This window comes from Streptomyces sp. Da 82-17, assembly GCF_046098215.1.
Classification (GTDB): domain Bacteria; phylum Actinomycetota; class Actinomycetes; order Streptomycetales; family Streptomycetaceae; genus Streptomyces.
This window is the reverse complement of record NZ_JBJURH010000028.1, coordinates 14,222-30,468: the sequence shown is the minus strand read 5'-3', so window position 1 is coordinate 30,468 and position 16,247 is coordinate 14,222. Positions and strand designations below refer to the sequence as shown.

The window sequence follows — 16,247 nt, the reverse complement described above, 5'->3', positions numbered from 1 at the left end:
GCGGCTGCCCCTATTCGCGTTCTTCCGCGGTGGCACGGCGGCGCAGCGCCACGAACGCCCCGGCGCCGATCAGGACGACGGCGCCCGCCGCGATCCCGATCACCACACCCGCCGACGTGCCGTCGTCCGACGATCCGGCCTCCTCGCCCGCCGGGACCGCCGACCACCAGCTCCAATAGCCGTCCTGGCCATAGATGTTGCCCGCGTCCGAGGGCATCGTGGTGATCGACTCGATCTGGTCCGTGCGGTAGGCCTCCACGGCGTTCGGGTACGCGATGATGTTCATGTACCCGGTGTCGTAGAGCCGCGACTGCATCTGCTTGACGAGGTCCTGCCGCTTCGCCGGGTCGTACTCGGCCTGCTGCTGCTTGTAGAGCTCGTCGTACTTCTTGTCGCAGATGAAGTTGTCCGTCGGGGACGTGGCGCCCGGCTTGGCCGGGAGCGCGTCGCAGATGTGCAGCGACAGGACGTAGTCCGGGTCCGGGTTCACGGACCAGCCGTCGAAGGCCAGGTCGTACTCGCCCGCGTACCAGGGGTCGGTGACGTTGTCGAGGCACTGCACTTCCAGGCCGATGCCGAGTTCGCCCCACCACTCCTTGAGGTAATTCCCGATCGACTTGTCCATCGGGTCGGTGGCATGGCACAGAATGCGGAAGTCGAGCGGCTTTCCGTCCTTGCCGACGCGCTTTCCGTCGCCGTTCTTCTTGTACCCGGCCTCGTCGAGGAGTCGGGCCGCCCTCTTCGGGTCGTGCGCGAGTTTCTGGCCCGCATCCGGCTTCCAGAAGTAGTCGGAGAAACGCGGCGGAATGTAGCCCTCGCCCTCGACCGCGTGGCCCTGGAACACCTTGTCCACGATCGTCTTGCGGTCCACCGCGAGGAACAGCGCCTGCCGCACCTTCTGGTCGAGCAGCGCCGGATGCCCGTCACCGAACTTCTTGCCGCTCTTCGTCTGCGCGCCCGGATTCGTGGCAAGGGCGAAGAAACGGCGGCCCGGCGCGTCGTTGACCTTCACGTTCGGGACGTTCTTCAACTCCGCGGCCTGCGCCGGGGTCAGCGAGGGCTGCCCCGCGACGAACGACACCTCGCCCTTCTTCAGGGCGGCCACCGCGGCGTCCTGGTCCTTGTACGTCTTGAAGACCAGCTCGTCGAACTTCGGGGCGCCGCGCCAGAAATTCTTGTTCGGCGTCAGCTTGACGAACTTGTCCTTCTCGTAGTCCGTGAGCACGAACGGGCCGTTGCCGACGATCGGGAACTTGTCGTCGTTGTTGAACTTCCCGAAATCGTCGACCTTCTCCCAGACGTGTTTCGGCACGATCGGCACGTCGATCGCCGTCATCGTCGCCTGCGGCTTCTTCAGCTCGATGACCAGCTTCTCCGGTGAAGGAGCCGTCACCTTCTTGAAGTTGGCGACATAGGACGCGTTGACGGTCGCGGCGCCCTCGTCCGTCATCATCTTGTTGAACGTCCACGCCGCGTCCTCGGCGGTGGCCTGCTTCCCGTCGGACCACTTCGAGTCCTTGCGGATCGTGTACGTCCAGGTGAGCTTGTCCGCGGACGGCTCCCACTTCGTGGCCAGACCCGGGACCGGGCGGGCGTCCTTCGGGTCGTAGTTCGTCAGGTACTCGTACATCAGCCGGTGGATGCTCGTACTGACGAGGCGCTGGGCGAGGAACGGGCTGAGCGAGTCGACGCTCTGCGCCACCGCGACCGTCAGCGTCTCCTTCTTCGCGGTGCTCTCCGCCCGCGCCTCCTGCGGCGCCGGGCTGAGCGGGGAGGCGAGGCCGGCGGTGAGCGTCAGCGCGGCGACCCCGGAGCCGAGCAGCACGCGGCCGCGACGGCGTGGACGTCTTCTCGCTGGTTCGTCTGAAACGTGCTGAACTCTTGTGTCCATGGGCAGTTGACCTCGCGTAGTTGCTCGCACAGAAAGGCGGACGTACTGCGGGACGTACTGAATGACATGCGGGAACAGCTCAGTTGGATGAGGTGTGTGTCTATCAGCGGTGGTCTAAACATGTCAACGGCGAATGAACGCGGTGTGGCCTGCGGGAACGCCCCTGTTATGACGCCGAGTTGGGCCCGTGACCGACATTGGTACAGCCCTCTGAAGACGCCCCCGGAAAGGCCCCCACCGACGGTAGAGTCCGAAGCACGGCACGGCCAGCGGAACGGAGAGATCCTGATGTCGACGGAGCAGCGACAGGAGCAGGACCAGGCGGCGCTCAAGGCGCGCAAAGAGGCGGAGAAGGACGCGCTGTACGCCCTGGACATCAGCGGCGTCGAATGGCACAGCGCCCCCGGCGGGCCCGAGGACGAGAAGGTCGAGATCGCCTACCTGGAGGGCGGCGCCGTCGCCATGCGCAACTCCAAGGAGCCCGACACCGTGCTGCGGTACACGGAGGCGGAATGGCGCGCGTTCGTACTCGGCGCGCGCGACGGGGAGTTCGACCTGAACTAGCGCGGCAGGTCCGTGCGTACGCGAAAGGGGTCGGCGTCCGAGAACGCCAACCCCTTTCGCTCGTACGGGTGTTGCTGCCCGCGGCCGGTCCTTACTGGGTCCAGCCCGGCGGGACCGCGCCGCCCTGCTGCTGGCCCGGCTGACCCTGCTGGGGCTGCTGCGGCTGCTGGGTCCAGCCCTGGCCCTGCGGCGGCTGCTGGCCCTGCTGCTGCCAGCCCTGGCCCTGCTGCGGAGCGCCCTGCTGGGGGTAGCCCTGCTGCGGGGCCTGCGCCTGCTGCGGGTAGCCCTGCTGCGGCATCTGCTGCTGCGCGGCATAGCCCTGGCTCTGCGCGGCCCGGGCGAGGTCCTCGGTGACGAGGGACGCCAGGTTGAAGTACGCCTCACGGGTCTTCGGGCGCATCATGCCGAGGTCGACCTCGGCGCCCGCCGCCAAGTGCTCGTCGAACGGCACCACCTGGACGGCGCGGCAGCGCGTCTCGAAGTGCGCGACGATGTCCTCCACCTTGATCATCTTGCCGGTCTCGCGGACCCCGGAGATCACCGTGATGGAGCGCTGCACCAGGTCGGCGAAGCCGTGCGCCGACAGCCAGTCCAGCGTCGTCGACGCGGAGCTCGCACCGTCCACCGACGGGGTCGAGATGATGATCAACTGGTCGGCCAGGTCCAGCACTCCGCGCATCGCGCTGTACAGCAGACCCGTGCCCGAGTCGGTCAGGATGATCGGGTACTGACGGCCGAGGACGTCGAGCGCCGCCCGGTAGTCCTGGTCGTTGAACGTGGTCGACACGGCCGGGTCCACGTCGTTGGCGATGATCTCCAGACCGGAGGGCGCCTGCGAGGTGAAGCGGCGGATGTCCATGTAGCTGTTCAGCTGCGGGATCGCCTGCACCAGGTCACGGATCGTCGCACCCGTCTCGCGCCGCACACGGCGGCCGAGCGTGCCCGCGTCCGGGTTGGCGTCGATCGCGAGGATCTTGTCCTGCCGCTCCGAGGCGAGCGTCGCACCGAGCGCCATCGTCGTCGTGGTCTTGCCGACGCCGCCCTTCAGGGAGATGACCGCGATCCGGTAGCAGGACATCACCGGCGTACGGATCAGCTCCAACTTCCGCTGCCGCTCGGCCTCTTCCTTCTTCGCGCCGAGCTTGAACCGGGACGGGCCCGGGTTGTTCTTGCGCTGCTTCGGCTGGTTGCGGAGCAGGCGGTCCGAGGACAGCTCCACCGCCGCGTTGTAGCCGAGCGGGGTGCCGGGCGCGGCCTGCGGCTGCGGCTGCTGCGCGCCGGGGCCCGCCTGACCGGCCTGACCGCCCTGCGACCAGCCCTGCGGCTGCTGCTGGTGCGGCTGCGGTTGCGGCTGCTGCTGTGCGTGGGGCTGCGGCTGCTGGCCCTGCTGCGGCATCGGCTGACCGTGCTGCTGGGGCTGTTGGGGCTGCTGCGGGTGCTGGCCCTGCTGCGCCTGCGGGTGCTGCTGGTGCGGCTGCTGCTGGGCGTGCGGCTGCTGTCCGGCCTGCTGCGGGTAGCCGTAGCCGTGCTGCTGGGGGACCTGCTGCTGCGGGTACCCATAACCACCGGGCTGGCCCTGCTGCTGGGCCTGCTGCGCCTGGGCAGCCTGCTGGGCGGCGTGCGCCTGCTGGGCCTGGGCAGCGGCGGCCTGCTGCGCGGCGTGCGCCTGCGCCTGCGCGGCCTGGTCCTGCTGCGGCATCGGCTGGGCGCCGGGGTGCTGCCCCTGCTGCTGCGGCATCGGCTGCGCACCGCCGAACCCGCCCTGCCCGGCGGCCTGTTGAGGCTGCTGGGCCTGCTGCGGGTAGCCGTACCCGGCCTGCTGGCCCTGTGCCTGCGCGGCCTGCTGGGCCTGGGCGGCGGCCTGCTGCGCCTGGGCCTGCGCCGCGGCGGCCGCGGCCTGCGGGTCCTGCGGCTGACCGGGCTGCGGCTGACCGGGCTGCTGGGCGGCGGCCGCGCCCTGCTCGGGCTGCGCCGGCTGGTAGCCCTGCGGCAGCGGCGGCAGTTGCTGCTGCGGGGCCTGAGGAGGCTGCGGCGCCTGCGGTACCTGGGGCGCCTGGGGGACCTGCGGAGCCTCCGCCGGCGCGGTGGCCTCGGGGGCCTGCGGCGCCTCGGGGGCGGCCTGCCCGGCGCCGGTCTGCCCGGCCTCGGCGGACTGCTCCTCCGCGTCGTCCTCGGCGGCGGCCTGCTCCTGCTCGGGCTCGTCGGCGGACCCGGACTCCGGCTCGTCGTCGGCCGAGCCGAACAGGGCGGCGGCCTCGGCGTCCGCGGCCGCGTAGTTGAGCTGGGCGGGCTGCTCGGGCTCGTCGGCGGACGCGTCCGGCTCGCTCGCCGACGCGACCGGCGTCGCACCGCTGTCCTCGTCGTCCACGGGACGCAGTACCGGGAAGCCGGGCGCGGCAGGCGCGTTGGCGGAAGGCGTGGAAGGCGCGGACGGGGCCGACGGAGTGGACGGGGCGGGAGCCGCAGGCGTCGGAGCCGCGGGTGCGGGCGCCGGGGGAGCGGGCGAGGCGTCCACGGACGGCGCGGGCGAGGCGTCGGCCGAAGGGGAGTGCGCGGACTCGCTGCCCGACTGCGGATAGCCGTACCCGCCCGTCGCCGACGCGGCCTGCTGCGGGTAGCCGTAACCGCCCGACGTGTCCTGGCCGGTCGCGGGGGTCGCGGGCGTGGCCGTCTGCGGAGGCGTGGTCTGCGGTGCGGCGGCCTGGGGTGCGACGGGGGCGGCCTGCTGCGGGTAGCCGTAACCGCCGGAGGCGTCCGGAGCGGGCTGCGCGGGCTGGGCGTGCTGCGGGTAGCCGTACCCGCCCGCGGTGTTCTGCTGCGGGTAGCCGTAACCGCCGGAGGCGTCCTGCTGGGGGTAGCCGGCCTGGGGCGCGCCACCCGGCCCCTGCTGTGCGCCCGGCGCGTACTGCCCCTGCTGCGGCTGCCCCTGCTGCGGCTGCTCCTGGGCCGGGGGCTGCGGCGGGCCCTGCTGTCCCGTCGGGGGGCCGAGCGGCTGGCCGGTGGGAGGCGGCGGCGAGGCCGGGGCGGCGTTGCCGCCGCGCGATCCCTGGTCGTACCAAGCAGGAGGCTCGTAGACGATCTCGAACTCGCCCGTGAGGTCGAGTTCACGGTCTTCCCCGTCAGGGGACTGGCCGCCGTGGTAGTCGGACCGATCCCTGTTCACTGCTTGCCTCCTGGTCAGCCACTGCTGCTGAATGCGTCGTCGCGGTCGGGCGGATGGGGTGGCGCGTCCCACGCGTCTGCGACGCAACCGCATCACCAGAAGAGCCTAATCACTCGCACCGCGGTACGGGAAAGCGCCCTTGTGTGCGCTCCGTCTCCGCCGCTGGTCCGGTCGACCGGCTTCCCCGGGGTCCCCGGGCTCTGTGCGACTCGATCGGCGGATCGGGTCGCGGTGCCCGGAAGTCACGGAACATCCGGGCGGGTTGAGGGGATTCTCGGCCCGTCCGGACGGACTTCCGAGCATCCAAGGGCATGTGCTCGGCCACCGAAAGACGCAATCCGGCCGGACGTCGAACGCCGGCCGGAGAGGCATTTCCGCGCGCCGATCGCCCCGAGGGGCGCCCCGCGACCGGACATCACAATCCGGTTGCGGAGCGGCATCGGGACGTCAGTCCATACGCCGGGCCGCGCCGAGCAGACCGTTCTCGGCGTCGGTCGGCTCGGTCATCACGTACTTGCGGTGCTTGCGGGTGCACCACAGGGCGACGTTGTCGGAGAGCGTCGGCAGCAGCTGCAGGTGGTCCGCCGGCACGCCGAGCGTCTCGCGGACGACCTCGGTCTCCTGCGGCGAGATGCGCTGGATGCCGACCAGCTGGGCCTGCGACAGCCAGCGCGGCGCGTGCTCACCGACGTACGGCAGCACGGTGACGACGGCCTGCCAGGGCAGCGAGGTCACCCGGCCGCGCGGCGGGCGGACACCGCAGTCGCGGATCAGCACGACCGGGCTGGACACGGACGGGCCCTGCGCGGGCACGCGGCCCACCGGGTAGACCGTCACGCACTGCTGGCCGCCGCCGGCCGCCTGCGCGAGCTGCGCCCAGACCTGCGGGCGGCCCGTCTCGACGGCGACGCGCGCGCCGGTCGCGGCGGAACGCAGCGCCAGCACCTGGGCGAGCCAGAGGCCGCCGACGACGCAGACGTCGAACGGCGTGGGGCGGGCCAGGCCGAGGACGGCGGGCTGGTTCTCGGTGTCGGTGCCGATGATCACGCCGTCGTCGCCGATCGGCATGCTGATCGCGGCGATCTCGTCGGACGTCACCACGTGCCGGTTGCGGCGCGGGCCGCGCAGGCCGAACCCCGGGCTGAAGATGCGCCGTTGCTCCTGCTGCTGCGGGGCCTCGGGCTGCTGCAGCAGCGGGATCATGCCGGTGTCGGTCGGCGACGCGACGTGGGCGGGCCGGCGCTCGGGGTTCTGGCGCTGCCCCTGGTTCATGGTCGGCGTGGGGTAGGACATCAGGACGTACCTCCGAGCGGCAGGGTGGCGAGGGCGCCGGGGACCTGTTCGCGGTCGAGCCGCACGAGGCCGACCTTGGAGGCGCCTGCGGCGCGCTCCAACTCGCGGCGCGCCTGGTCCAGTTCGTTCTCGCCGCGGCCGGTGATGCGGACGTGGCCCGCGATCGCGATGCCGCGGTTGCCCGCCCGGCTGAGGGTGGTGCTGAAGGTGGTCGCGAGCACCGGCAGCGAGGTGAACCGCGTCACCAGCTGCGGCAGTCCGACGCCGCCCTGACCGAGCTGCGGCCAGCGGGAGATCCAGTACGTGGTGTGCCAGCGGTCGTCCACCCGCCAGGTGCGGACGGCCTCGACCGTACGGCGCTGGCTCGGCCGGCCGTCGTTGCTGCGCTGGGAGTTGGCGCGCGGGTTCAGGCAGCTGGACGTGGCGAGCGCGTTCACCAGCTCGTTCTCGTCGAGCAGCGTGGCCGCGAAGCCCGCGCCGGCGAGCCGGCTGGCCAGCTGGTCGGCGGCGCGGAGCAGGGCGCGCTGGGCGCCGGGCACACCGCCGCCGCGGGCCTCGACGGCCTCGGGGCACAGCTCGGGGTCGAGCTTCAGGGCGACCCAGGTGAGCCGCAGGGCGGGCGAACCGGCCTGGGCCTGCAACGGCCCGTACGACCGCGCGGCGACCGACTGCTGCGGCAGGTGCGGGGCGGGCGCGGGCTGGGTGTGCTGGACGACCTGGGCGGAGGCGAGCTGGATGCCGTCGACCTCGAGGGCGTCCTGCACGAGCTGCAACGGCAGCTGGCGGCCCGCGACTTCGGGGCGCAGCGGCTCGTCGCTGGGCTGCACGAAGAGCACGGCCGTGAGGAACGAGCCGTCACCGATCATGCCGATCGACCGGTCGTCCCGGGACACGAAGCTGTACGTGCGCAGCGCCGGGTCGCACTCGACGGCGGGCGCCAGCATCGGGTCGGTGCCGGGCGGGACCGGCGACTTGGCCTCGCGCTGACGCTGCTTGAGCGCGCGGGCCGTCTCGTACCACTCCGGCAGCGGGCGGTGGTGGCGGCGCAGGATGGCGAGCAGCACCAGGAGCGCGGCGACCGCGCCGGCCGGGGCGAGCAGCCAGCGCTCGGTCACCCACGCGGCGACCATGATCGCGGCGGCCAGCTCCACCAGGACCAGCTGCTGCAGGCGCAGCGGGCCGAGCCCGCCCGGGCGCGGCAGCGTGCGAGGCGCGGCGGAGGCTGCGGGTCCCGTGGCCGCGGGAGCCGGGCCGGGGGTGGGCCTGCCCCGTCCCCCGCCCCTCGGCTGCTGCTGTGCGCGGCGTCCGCGCCGAGTGCTCGTAGCGCTGGTCATCCCCCGGGACATCCCTTTCGCAATGTGGCATCGGTTCGCTCGGTGGCACGGCTGTGCTGGTGGTCGCCCGTCGAGCGGGCTCGTGGTGCTCGCTCGTCGTGCTGCGCGACGTGTCGCTGTGGTGCCGTGTCGCTCTGTCGCTCGTCCTGCGCGTCGCCGCTGTGGCCGCCGTGCGCTGCGGTGCCCTGTGTTCGTGTGAGAGGTCACGCTACCCGCTGATGAGCACCCGGCGACACGGGGGCCAGGACAGGGAAGTGCGGTGGCTCTGTGAACTTCCGGTACAGAGCGGACTCGCACACCGAACCTGGTGGACCGGGGCCCGGCGGCGCAGTGCATAGTAGGTGCCCTGTTCTGCTCAACCGGCCCACGAATGCGCGCTGATACCGCCGGGGGCCGGTCGGGGGGCAACGACTGAGCATGGCAAAACGGGAGAAACGGGAGAGCTGGGACACATGGCAAAGCGTCGGGATGAGCTCGCCGCCTATACATTCGCGCGCAAGCGCACTGTCGCGGCTTTCCTGGCACCGGAGCCCGGGGGATCAGAGGAAGGTGCGCCGCGTCCGGTTCGCACCGTGATGCCCAGTCTGGCCGTAGGTGTCGTCCTGGTGGTCGGCTTCATCGCCTGGGGCGTGATCAAGCCTGCGGCGCCGAAGGGTTGGGACAAGCCGGGCGAGAACGTCATCGTGGACAGCGACTCCACGACGCGGTACGTCGTCCTCAAGGAGGGCGACCACAAGATCCTCCACCCGGTCCTCAACTACGCCTCCGCCAAGCTCCTTCTGGAGAAGGGCAAGGGCACCGTCCTCGAGGTGCCCGGCAAGGAGATCGACAAGAGCGGCATCCGGCACGGCCCGACCATCGGCATCCCGTACGCCCCGGACCGCCTCCCCACCCCCGAGGACGCCGAGAAGGCCAAGACCTGGGCGGTCTGCGAGCGCCCCGGCCAGGCCGGCGGCACCCCCGACCGCGCGGTGTTCGTCCTCGACGCGGAGGACGCCAAGTCCGTGAAGGACAAGGGCAAGGTCGACTCCGGCGAGGTCCTGTACGTCGAGGAGCCCAAGACCAAGCTCCGCTTCCTCGTCGACGGCGAGGGCCGTGTCTTCCGCCTCGGCACCAACGCCGTCAACGCGGACCCGGCGCTGCGCACGAACCTGCTCGCCGCGACCATCGGCGGCAAGAACGAGCCGCAGCCGGTCAGCCCGGAGTGGCTCAAGACGCTCGACGACAGCGGGACCATCTCGTTCCCGACCATCCCGGGCGCCGGCACGGGGACGTCGGTCCAGGGCCTGCCCCAGGAGGCCGGCACGGTCGGCCAGGTCCTCAAGGCCGAGGACGCCTCGGGCGTGAACTACTACGTCGTCCTCAAGGACAGGGTCGCCTCGATCTCGCAGTTCGAGGCCTCCCTGATCATGAACTCGCCTGCCGCGCAAGGCTCGTTGGCCGAAGAGGTCTCGGTCGCCAACAAGGACGTCACCACCGCCAACCAGGGTCCGGCGGAGCCACTCGGCGGCCACGCGGACTGGCCGCAGCAGACGCCCGAGCAGGCCAACGCCGTCGACGCCAACACCGGCGCCGCGAACGACACGTCCTGCAGCGTCTTCGACGGCACCTTCGACACGGCCGCCAAGAAGCCCAACCTCAGCGCCTGGGCGGGCAAGGCGTACCCGAAGAAGGTCATCACCGACTCTCTGAACGCGTACGTCTCCTCCGGATCGGGCCTGCTCTTCCAGCAGATCCAGGGCGCCGCGACCGGCGGCGGTGGCGGTACGTACCTGCTCACGGACACCGGTCTGCGCTACTCCCTGCCGGTCGGCAACGACGACGCCTCGGACAAGACCGGCGAAAAGGGCAACGGTACGAAGGAAGGCGAGCAGCCCTCCGAGACCGACAAGGCCCGCACCCGCCTCGGCTACGAAAAGGTGAAGAACTCGGTCTACGTTCCGCAGAACTGGGCCGAATTCATCCCGAAGGGCCCGATGCTGGACACGGGAAGCGCGCGCCAGGCGCAGAGCCAGTGAGGTTCGGCGACGGCGGCCGGTGACGTTTTCACCGGTTCCACGGCGACGGCCGACTGCGGGTGGAAGGCCCAAATCGTCTTCTCCTGCCCGGAGTTGGCCGTTCCAATCACAGCTCCGTCGCCGGACTGTGTGAAGTCTGTAACTGATCCCTGCTGCCGCTGGATGTGTCAGTGACGGGCGATAGAGTGCTGTCAGCGCTCATTGATGTTCAACAGAAGTGACGCCTCAAACCCGAGAAGCGGTACGGGCTTCTCGGTCCACAACGACATGGGGGAAGGTTCACCATGGCCGGCCAGTTTCGGGTAACAGAAGATCAGCTCGCCAAGCTCTCGAGCGACATTGACACGGCGAACGGTCAGATCCAGGGGGAGATCCGCCGCCTCAACGGCGTGATCGAGCAGATCGCGGGCGGCTGGCAGGGCCAGGCGGCCAAGTCGTACCACTCGCTGCAGGAGCGGTGGAACTCGGACGCGAAGCGGATGAGCGACATCCTGCAGGACATCAAGGAAGCCGTGGACTCCACGCGGAGCAACTACACCGCGTCGGAAGAGCAGCAGAACTCCGAGATCAGCAAGATCATGTCGGACTTCGGCTGATCGTCGCTCGATCGAGTGGCCGTCGCGTAACCGCCCCGACTTTCCGGGACATTCGCGTCGCGCTTGCTCATCACCCCACCAAACTTCCGCAAACTCCCCGAAAGGGATAGACGATGTCCATTCTCGTCAATTACGCAACGATCACCAACGCTGCGACCGACGTCCGCACCACTGCCGGCCGCATCAAGCAGCAGCTCGACGACATCGAGGCCGCGGTCAAGAACGTCGCCCAGTCCTGGGAAGGTGAGGCGCAGGAGGGTTACCAGCGCAAGCAGCGCGAGTGGGACCAGACTGCCGCCGACCTGCACCAGACGCTGATGAAGATCGCGTCGGCGCTCCAGAACTCGGCCGAGAACTACCAGGCCACCGAGCGTCAGAACGCCAACACCTGGAACTGATCCCTCAGCCCGCAGCGGGCCTGAGTCGGTGTGTTCCGAGGCGTTGAGGGAGGCCCGGTCGGCGCGAACAGCGCGGACTGGGCCGAACTCGCCTCAACACCCGGGCCGGGCCCGTTCATCCGTGGGACACCCGGTGTTCGGGTTCCCGGGTGTAGGCAGTACGTACGACCGCAGCAAGAACTCGGGCTCCGGCGAAGGCCTCGCCGGACCTGGCAAGAAACCGCGTCACCGCACCAGCTATTGACAAGCCATCCCTGGGGGTCCTGAGCATGGGGGTCCTGACACCCCGTACGCGTACGAGTGGAACCCGCGCACTGCAGCGGGCTGTTGGCGTACTCACGGTCACGGGGATGTGCTTCGCCGCCGCCCCTGTCGCGGTCGCCGACTCCGGACCCGAGAACCCCGAATTCGGCCTCAACTCGAGCTCCGAGTGCGAATTCGGCGGCAAGAACATTCCGTCCACCCCCTGGTCCCTGCAGCGCATCCTCATGGAGCAGCTGCACGACAAGGCCACGGGCAAGGGCGTGACGGTCGCGGTGATCGACACGGGCGTCGACGACGACAACAAGCAGCTCGCGGGCCAAATGGCGTCCAAGGGCAAGGACTTCGTCGGCGGCAAGGACGGCACCGAGGACATAGAGGGGCACGGCACCCGGGTCGCCGGCATCATCGCCGCCAAGAAGTACCCCAAGACGGGGTTCCAGGGCCTCGCCCCCGACGCGAAGATCCTGCCCATCCGCTACACCGGAGCGCAGGACAAGCAGGGCAGGCCGAAGCAGGGCAACTCGGACACGATGGTCGCGGCGATCAACTACGCCGTGGACCAGGGCGCCGAGATCATCAACATCTCCTCCGACACGGAGAAGCGGCAGGACCCGCCGCGGCTGCGCGCCGCCATCAAGAACGCCGTCGACTCGGGCGCCCTCGTGGTCGCCGCAGCCGGCAACGACGGCGCCGACGGCAAGTCCAAGAACACGTACCCGGCGTCGTACGACGGAGTGGTAGCGGTCGCGGCCTCCGACCGCAACGACGAGCGGGCGTTCTTCTCCCAGGCGGGCGACTTCGTCGACATCGCCGCCCCCGGCCAGGGCATCGTCTCGACGGTCCCGAAGGGCGGCCAGTGCACCGCCGACGGAACCAGTTTCGCGGCCCCCTACGTCGCAGGTGTGGCCGCGCTGATGATGGAGCGCTACCCGGAGTGGAACGCCCAGCAGGTCATCGCGCGCATGCAGGAGACCGCCCAGCGACCCACCGCCGAGGCCAATCGGTACGTGGGCTGGGGAGTTGTCGACCCGCTGGCCGCGCTGTCCGACAGCACGGAACCCGGCGAGACACCCGAGCCCGAGACTCCGAAGCAAGCCAGTGGCGCCGTCACCCCGATGAAGGTCACCATGGGGGAGACCCCGGCGGAACGGGACCGACGGATCGCGATCTACGTACTGGGCTCGGGCTTGCTGCTGGTCTTCGTCGCGGGCGGCAGCGGGATCGCTGTTCGGGACTGGCGACGGAAGAAGGCTGGGGGGTTTGGATCTGAGTAAGGCGAACCGGCCTGCACAGAACGAATCAGGGCCTTTGACGAAGCCGGACCGGCCGGACACGGAGTCCGCCGGCACGAAGAACTTTGGAAAACAGGGGAGAGGACACGGGGTATGAGCAACGGGATGCGGGTTGATCTGAGCGCCCTGGATGACGTCATCCGGAAGCTCAACGGGCTGATCAGCAACATGGACTCGGCCAATGAGAAGGCCAAGTACGAGACGGACATTCCTAGCACCGCTTTCGGCAGCATGAAGTTCCTGGAGTCGAACGGGCTGCACAAGGCTCACGCCGAAGAGAAGGCCCGAATCGAGAAGATCATCAAGGGCCTGCACGAGCTGATCGATGAGTTCGGCAAGAGCGCTTCGAAGGTGAAGGACAAGTACACCGAGCAGGAGCACGCCGAGAAGGGTCGCTACGACGGCGGCAACAACGCCGGCGCGGCGAACTAAGCAGACTTCAGGAATCGGCCACTGACGGAGGGGATGTACGGAGATGGCCTACGGCTACGGCGGCGCGTACATGACGCCTGAGCAGATCGAGGCTCAGCAGCGGGCACGCGAACAGCGCATTCAGGAGAAGCACGACGAGCTCCTTGAGGAGCAGCCGAACGGCGGCATGGGCGGCCCGGACCGCTCACAGATCGAGACGCCGTTCATGAAGATGAGCATTCCGGAACTGCGCTCCATGATTCTGGACGCGGACCCGGACCGCATCTACGAGGTCAGCCAGCACTGGAAGAAGGTCCACGAGATCCTCTCCGGTGGAGAGGCTGGCGGAGAACCGGCCAAGGACAGCGTCGCCGGCATGCTGAAGAAGGCGGTCGAGGACGTCCTGGAGCACTGGCAGGGCGAGGCTGCCAACTCCTTTGCCCGGAAGGCTGGGGAGATCCAGACCAAGGTGTCGAACGGCGCCCTGTGGGCGAAGCACAACGCCGACAATATGGAAGCCGTCCAGAAGGACCTCCGTACCTCGCGCGAGAAGATGCGTGAGGTCGAGGAGCCGGGCTTCTGGGACCGCGCCTGGGACAAGATGTGGGACGACGAGCGCAGCGACGAGCAGCTCCTCGAAGACATCAAGAAGGGCGCCAGCACCGAGGCCGCGGCGAAGGCCAACGCTGACTCGCTTTCCGCGGGCAAGGAGGCGCAGCTCCAGGGCGTGGCGATCATGGAGCAGCTGGCTGTCAACTACAAGGCGTACAGCGGCCGAGTTGATGGAACGGATCCCAAGGACCCGTTCTCGCCCCCCGACCCCAGCACACCCATGCCGACCCCAGTAGTGCCGTCCGGGCCTGGTGGCAGTGGTCCTGGCGCAGCTGGCTCGGCTCCAAAGCCCTGGAGCGCCGGTCCACCCAAGGGAATTGGTTCGGCTCCTACGGTTCCTGGCCCCAAGGGTATCTCTGGAGGCTCTCAGCTTCCCGTCGGTACCAACACCGACAGCCTGTCGCCGGGGCTGACCGGTAAGACGTCGCTGCCTGGTGGTGGCGGTGCCGGACTGCCCGGTGGCGGTGGCGGTGGCGCCGGTGCTGGTGGCGGCTTCGTTCCGCCCGCGGGCGGGCCGAGCCTGTCCGGTGGCGCTGGCCGTACCGGTGGCCCGCTGGCGGGCGGCCGTGGCGGTATCGGTGCCGGCGGTGCTGCGGGTGCCAACCGTGGAGCTGCCGGTCGTGCGGGCATGGGCGGCATGGGCGGTGGCATGGGTGCCGGCGCTGCTGGTCGTGGTGCCGCTGGCGCCGGCGGTCGTGGGGCGCTGGCCAAGGCTCGTGGTGGCGTTGTCGGTGCAGCCAAGGGCATCACCGGCAAGGGCACCGGCGGTGGCGCAGGCCTCCACGGCAGCCGTGGTGGTTCGCAGCGCACCGGCGGCATGGCTGGCGGCATGGCCGGTGGCATGGGCGGACGCGCTGGTCGTCGCGGTGAGGAGAACGAGCGCGGCGAGCGTCCCGACTACCTGGTCGAGGACGAGGAGACCTGGGTTTCCGAGGAAGACCGCAAGAGGAACGTGCCGAAGAACATCGAGTAGGCACTGAGCGAGCCAGCAGGGAACCAATCGCCGGTTCGCGTATGAAGACTGGCGAAACCAGTCGCAGTTGAGTGAGGAGCAAGGAATTGGGAGTCAAGCGAGTCTGGTCCACGACGGGAGTCGCGGCACTGACGGGAGCCTTGCTCCTCACTTCAGCGCCGTTGGCGTCAGCGGACGAGGTCCGTGACAAGCAGTGGCCGCTCACGGTCTATGACGCTGAGGATGTCTGGAAGACGTCGCAGGGTGAGGGTGTGACGGTCGGCGTCGTGGACTCGGGGGTCGACGCCTCGCACCCGGACCTCACGGGACAGGTACTGCCGGGCAAGGACTTCTCCAAGCCCGGCGGCAAGCCTCACGACGATACTGACGGGCACGGCACTGGTATGGCGAGCATCATTGCCGGCCATGGGCACGGACCCGGTCGTGAATCGGGGGTTATGGGCCTCGCCCCAAAGGCGAAGATCCTTCCTGTGAAGGCGGACGACGGCGATGAGATGAGCAGTGAATGGCCCGAGGGCGTTCGCTACGCCGTCGATCAAGGCGCAGATGTCATCAACCTTTCGTTCGTGGATACAGGTGCAACACCGGGCACCCGAGGCGCGAAAGCTATTGCTTATGCCCAGGCCCATGACGTTGTCGTTGTGGCGGGTGTTGGGAACGACGGGGGTACGGTGCATTACCCCGCTGCACTACCCGGGGTTGTGGCTGTCACGGCTATCGATAAGAACTTGAAGCCCTGGGGTGATGCCAACACGGGCAAGGGAGTTACGCTCGCTGCCCCCGGTGTGGACATCACCAACGCGCGCACGACGACACGCAGCGGATACGGAATTGTGAGCGGCACCTCCGAGGCAACCGCCTATGTCTCCGCCATCGCCGCCCTCCTCCGTTCCAAGTTCCCCGACTTGACGGCTGGTCAGATCGTCAATCGGATGGTCAAGTCCGCTGACTACCTTGGGAATGCTCCGGACAAGGAGACGCTCGGGTACGGCATTGCGCGGCCGGGGACGGCGATGCGGATGGACATTCCCAAGGGCCCCAAGGAAGGGCCGCTCGCGCAGGCGCCGTCTGGGACTGAGTCCAAGGGGGCGCCGGCTGAGGGGGGCGACTCCTCGTCGAGTGAGTCCGCGGGCAAGAAGAAGAAGTCCTCTTCCTCGGGGCTGCTGATCGGCGTCGGCATCGGCGTGGCCGTACTGATCGTCGTCGGCGTGATCTTCGCCGTGCTGCGCAGCCGTGGGAACCGTGGCAACGGCGGCCCCGGGAACGGCGGTCCTGGCGGGCCGGGTGGTGGGCCCTCGGGCTTCCCTGGGCAGCAGCAGTACCCCAACGCCGCGCCGGGGCAGGCCTATCCGGCGCCGCCCGGGCAGGCGCCGCAGCAGAGCGGGCCGTACGGCGGGCCGCAGCAGTAAGGGCTGACGGCTGAAACGCTGAAGTCGTC

At 69.6% G+C, this 16,247-nt stretch carries 12 protein-coding genes; 8 read left to right on the top strand and 4 right to left on the bottom strand.

The genetic code is table 11. From position 1 onward, the window contains the following. Nucleotides 1-10: 10 nt before the first annotated feature. Nucleotides 11-1,891 carry an ABC transporter substrate-binding protein gene (locus tag ACIDOF_RS33565; RefSeq protein WP_409009990.1) on the bottom strand — a complete coding sequence of 627 codons (1,881 nt, stop codon included), beginning with the start codon at nt 1,889-1,891 and terminating at the stop codon, nt 11-13. 288 nt (nt 1,892-2,179) lie between these two features. Between ACIDOF_RS33565 and ACIDOF_RS33560 the strand changes: the two genes are divergently transcribed. After that, nucleotides 2,180-2,455 carry a DUF397 domain-containing protein gene (locus ACIDOF_RS33560; RefSeq protein ID WP_409009989.1) on the top strand — a complete coding sequence of 92 codons (276 nt, stop codon included), beginning with the start codon at nt 2,180-2,182 and terminating at the stop codon, nt 2,453-2,455. Between the two features lie 91 nt (nt 2,456-2,546). Here the strand turns inward: ACIDOF_RS33560 and ACIDOF_RS33555 are convergent, their stop codons facing one another. The 3 genes from ACIDOF_RS33555 to eccE form a co-directional block, all read right to left on the bottom strand. After that, complete coding sequence (locus ACIDOF_RS33555; protein WP_409009988.1) at nt 2,547-5,618, bottom strand: SCO5717 family growth-regulating ATPase; 3,072 nt, start codon at nt 5,616-5,618, stop codon at nt 2,547-2,549. Nucleotides 5,619-6,065: 447 nt separating this feature from the next. Further along, nucleotides 6,066-6,911: a hypothetical protein gene (locus ACIDOF_RS33550; RefSeq protein WP_409009987.1), complete on the bottom strand. Its 846-nt coding sequence runs from the start codon at nt 6,909-6,911 to the stop codon at nt 6,066-6,068. Beyond that, nucleotides 6,911-8,245 (bottom strand): type VII secretion protein EccE, encoded by a 1,335-nt coding sequence (gene eccE / locus ACIDOF_RS33545; RefSeq protein ID WP_409009986.1) that lies wholly within the window; start codon nt 8,243-8,245, stop codon nt 6,911-6,913. Before eccE ends, ACIDOF_RS33550 begins: the two co-directional genes overlap by 1 nt. 452 nt (nt 8,246-8,697) lie before the next feature. On the opposite strand from eccE, the gene eccB reads away from it, so the two are divergent. From eccB to ACIDOF_RS33510, 7 genes are all read left to right on the top strand, one after another. Further along, entirely contained in the window at nt 8,698-10,263 is a 1,566-nt protein-coding gene (gene eccB, locus ACIDOF_RS33540) for a type VII secretion protein EccB (RefSeq protein WP_409009985.1), read from the top strand. Nucleotides 10,264-10,547: 284 nt separating this feature from the next. Next, entirely contained in the window at nt 10,548-10,859 is a 312-nt protein-coding gene (locus tag ACIDOF_RS33535) for a WXG100 family type VII secretion target (protein WP_409009984.1), read from the top strand. Between the two features lie 113 nt (nt 10,860-10,972). After that, nucleotides 10,973-11,257 carry a WXG100 family type VII secretion target gene (locus ACIDOF_RS33530; RefSeq protein ID WP_409009983.1) on the top strand — a complete coding sequence of 95 codons (285 nt, stop codon included), beginning with the start codon at nt 10,973-10,975 and terminating at the stop codon, nt 11,255-11,257. A gap of 350 nt (nt 11,258-11,607) precedes the next feature. After that, nucleotides 11,608-12,795, top strand: a complete 1,188-nt coding sequence (gene mycP, locus ACIDOF_RS33525; RefSeq protein ID WP_409009982.1) for a type VII secretion-associated serine protease mycosin — start codon at nt 11,608-11,610, stop codon at nt 12,793-12,795. A gap of 111 nt (nt 12,796-12,906) precedes the next feature. Continuing rightward, on the top strand, nt 12,907-13,245 hold the full coding sequence (locus ACIDOF_RS33520) for a hypothetical protein (RefSeq protein WP_409009981.1): 339 nt from the start codon (nt 12,907-12,909) through the stop codon (nt 13,243-13,245). Nucleotides 13,246-13,288: 43 nt separating this feature from the next. Then, nucleotides 13,289-14,809 carry a WXG100 family type VII secretion target gene (locus ACIDOF_RS33515; protein ID WP_409009980.1) on the top strand — a complete coding sequence of 507 codons (1,521 nt, stop codon included), beginning with the start codon at nt 13,289-13,291 and terminating at the stop codon, nt 14,807-14,809. An 86-nt stretch (nt 14,810-14,895) separates the two neighbouring features. After that, on the top strand, nt 14,896-16,218 hold the full coding sequence (locus ACIDOF_RS33510) for a S8 family serine peptidase (protein WP_409009979.1): 1,323 nt from the start codon (nt 14,896-14,898) through the stop codon (nt 16,216-16,218). Nucleotides 16,219-16,247: the final 29 nt, after the last annotated feature.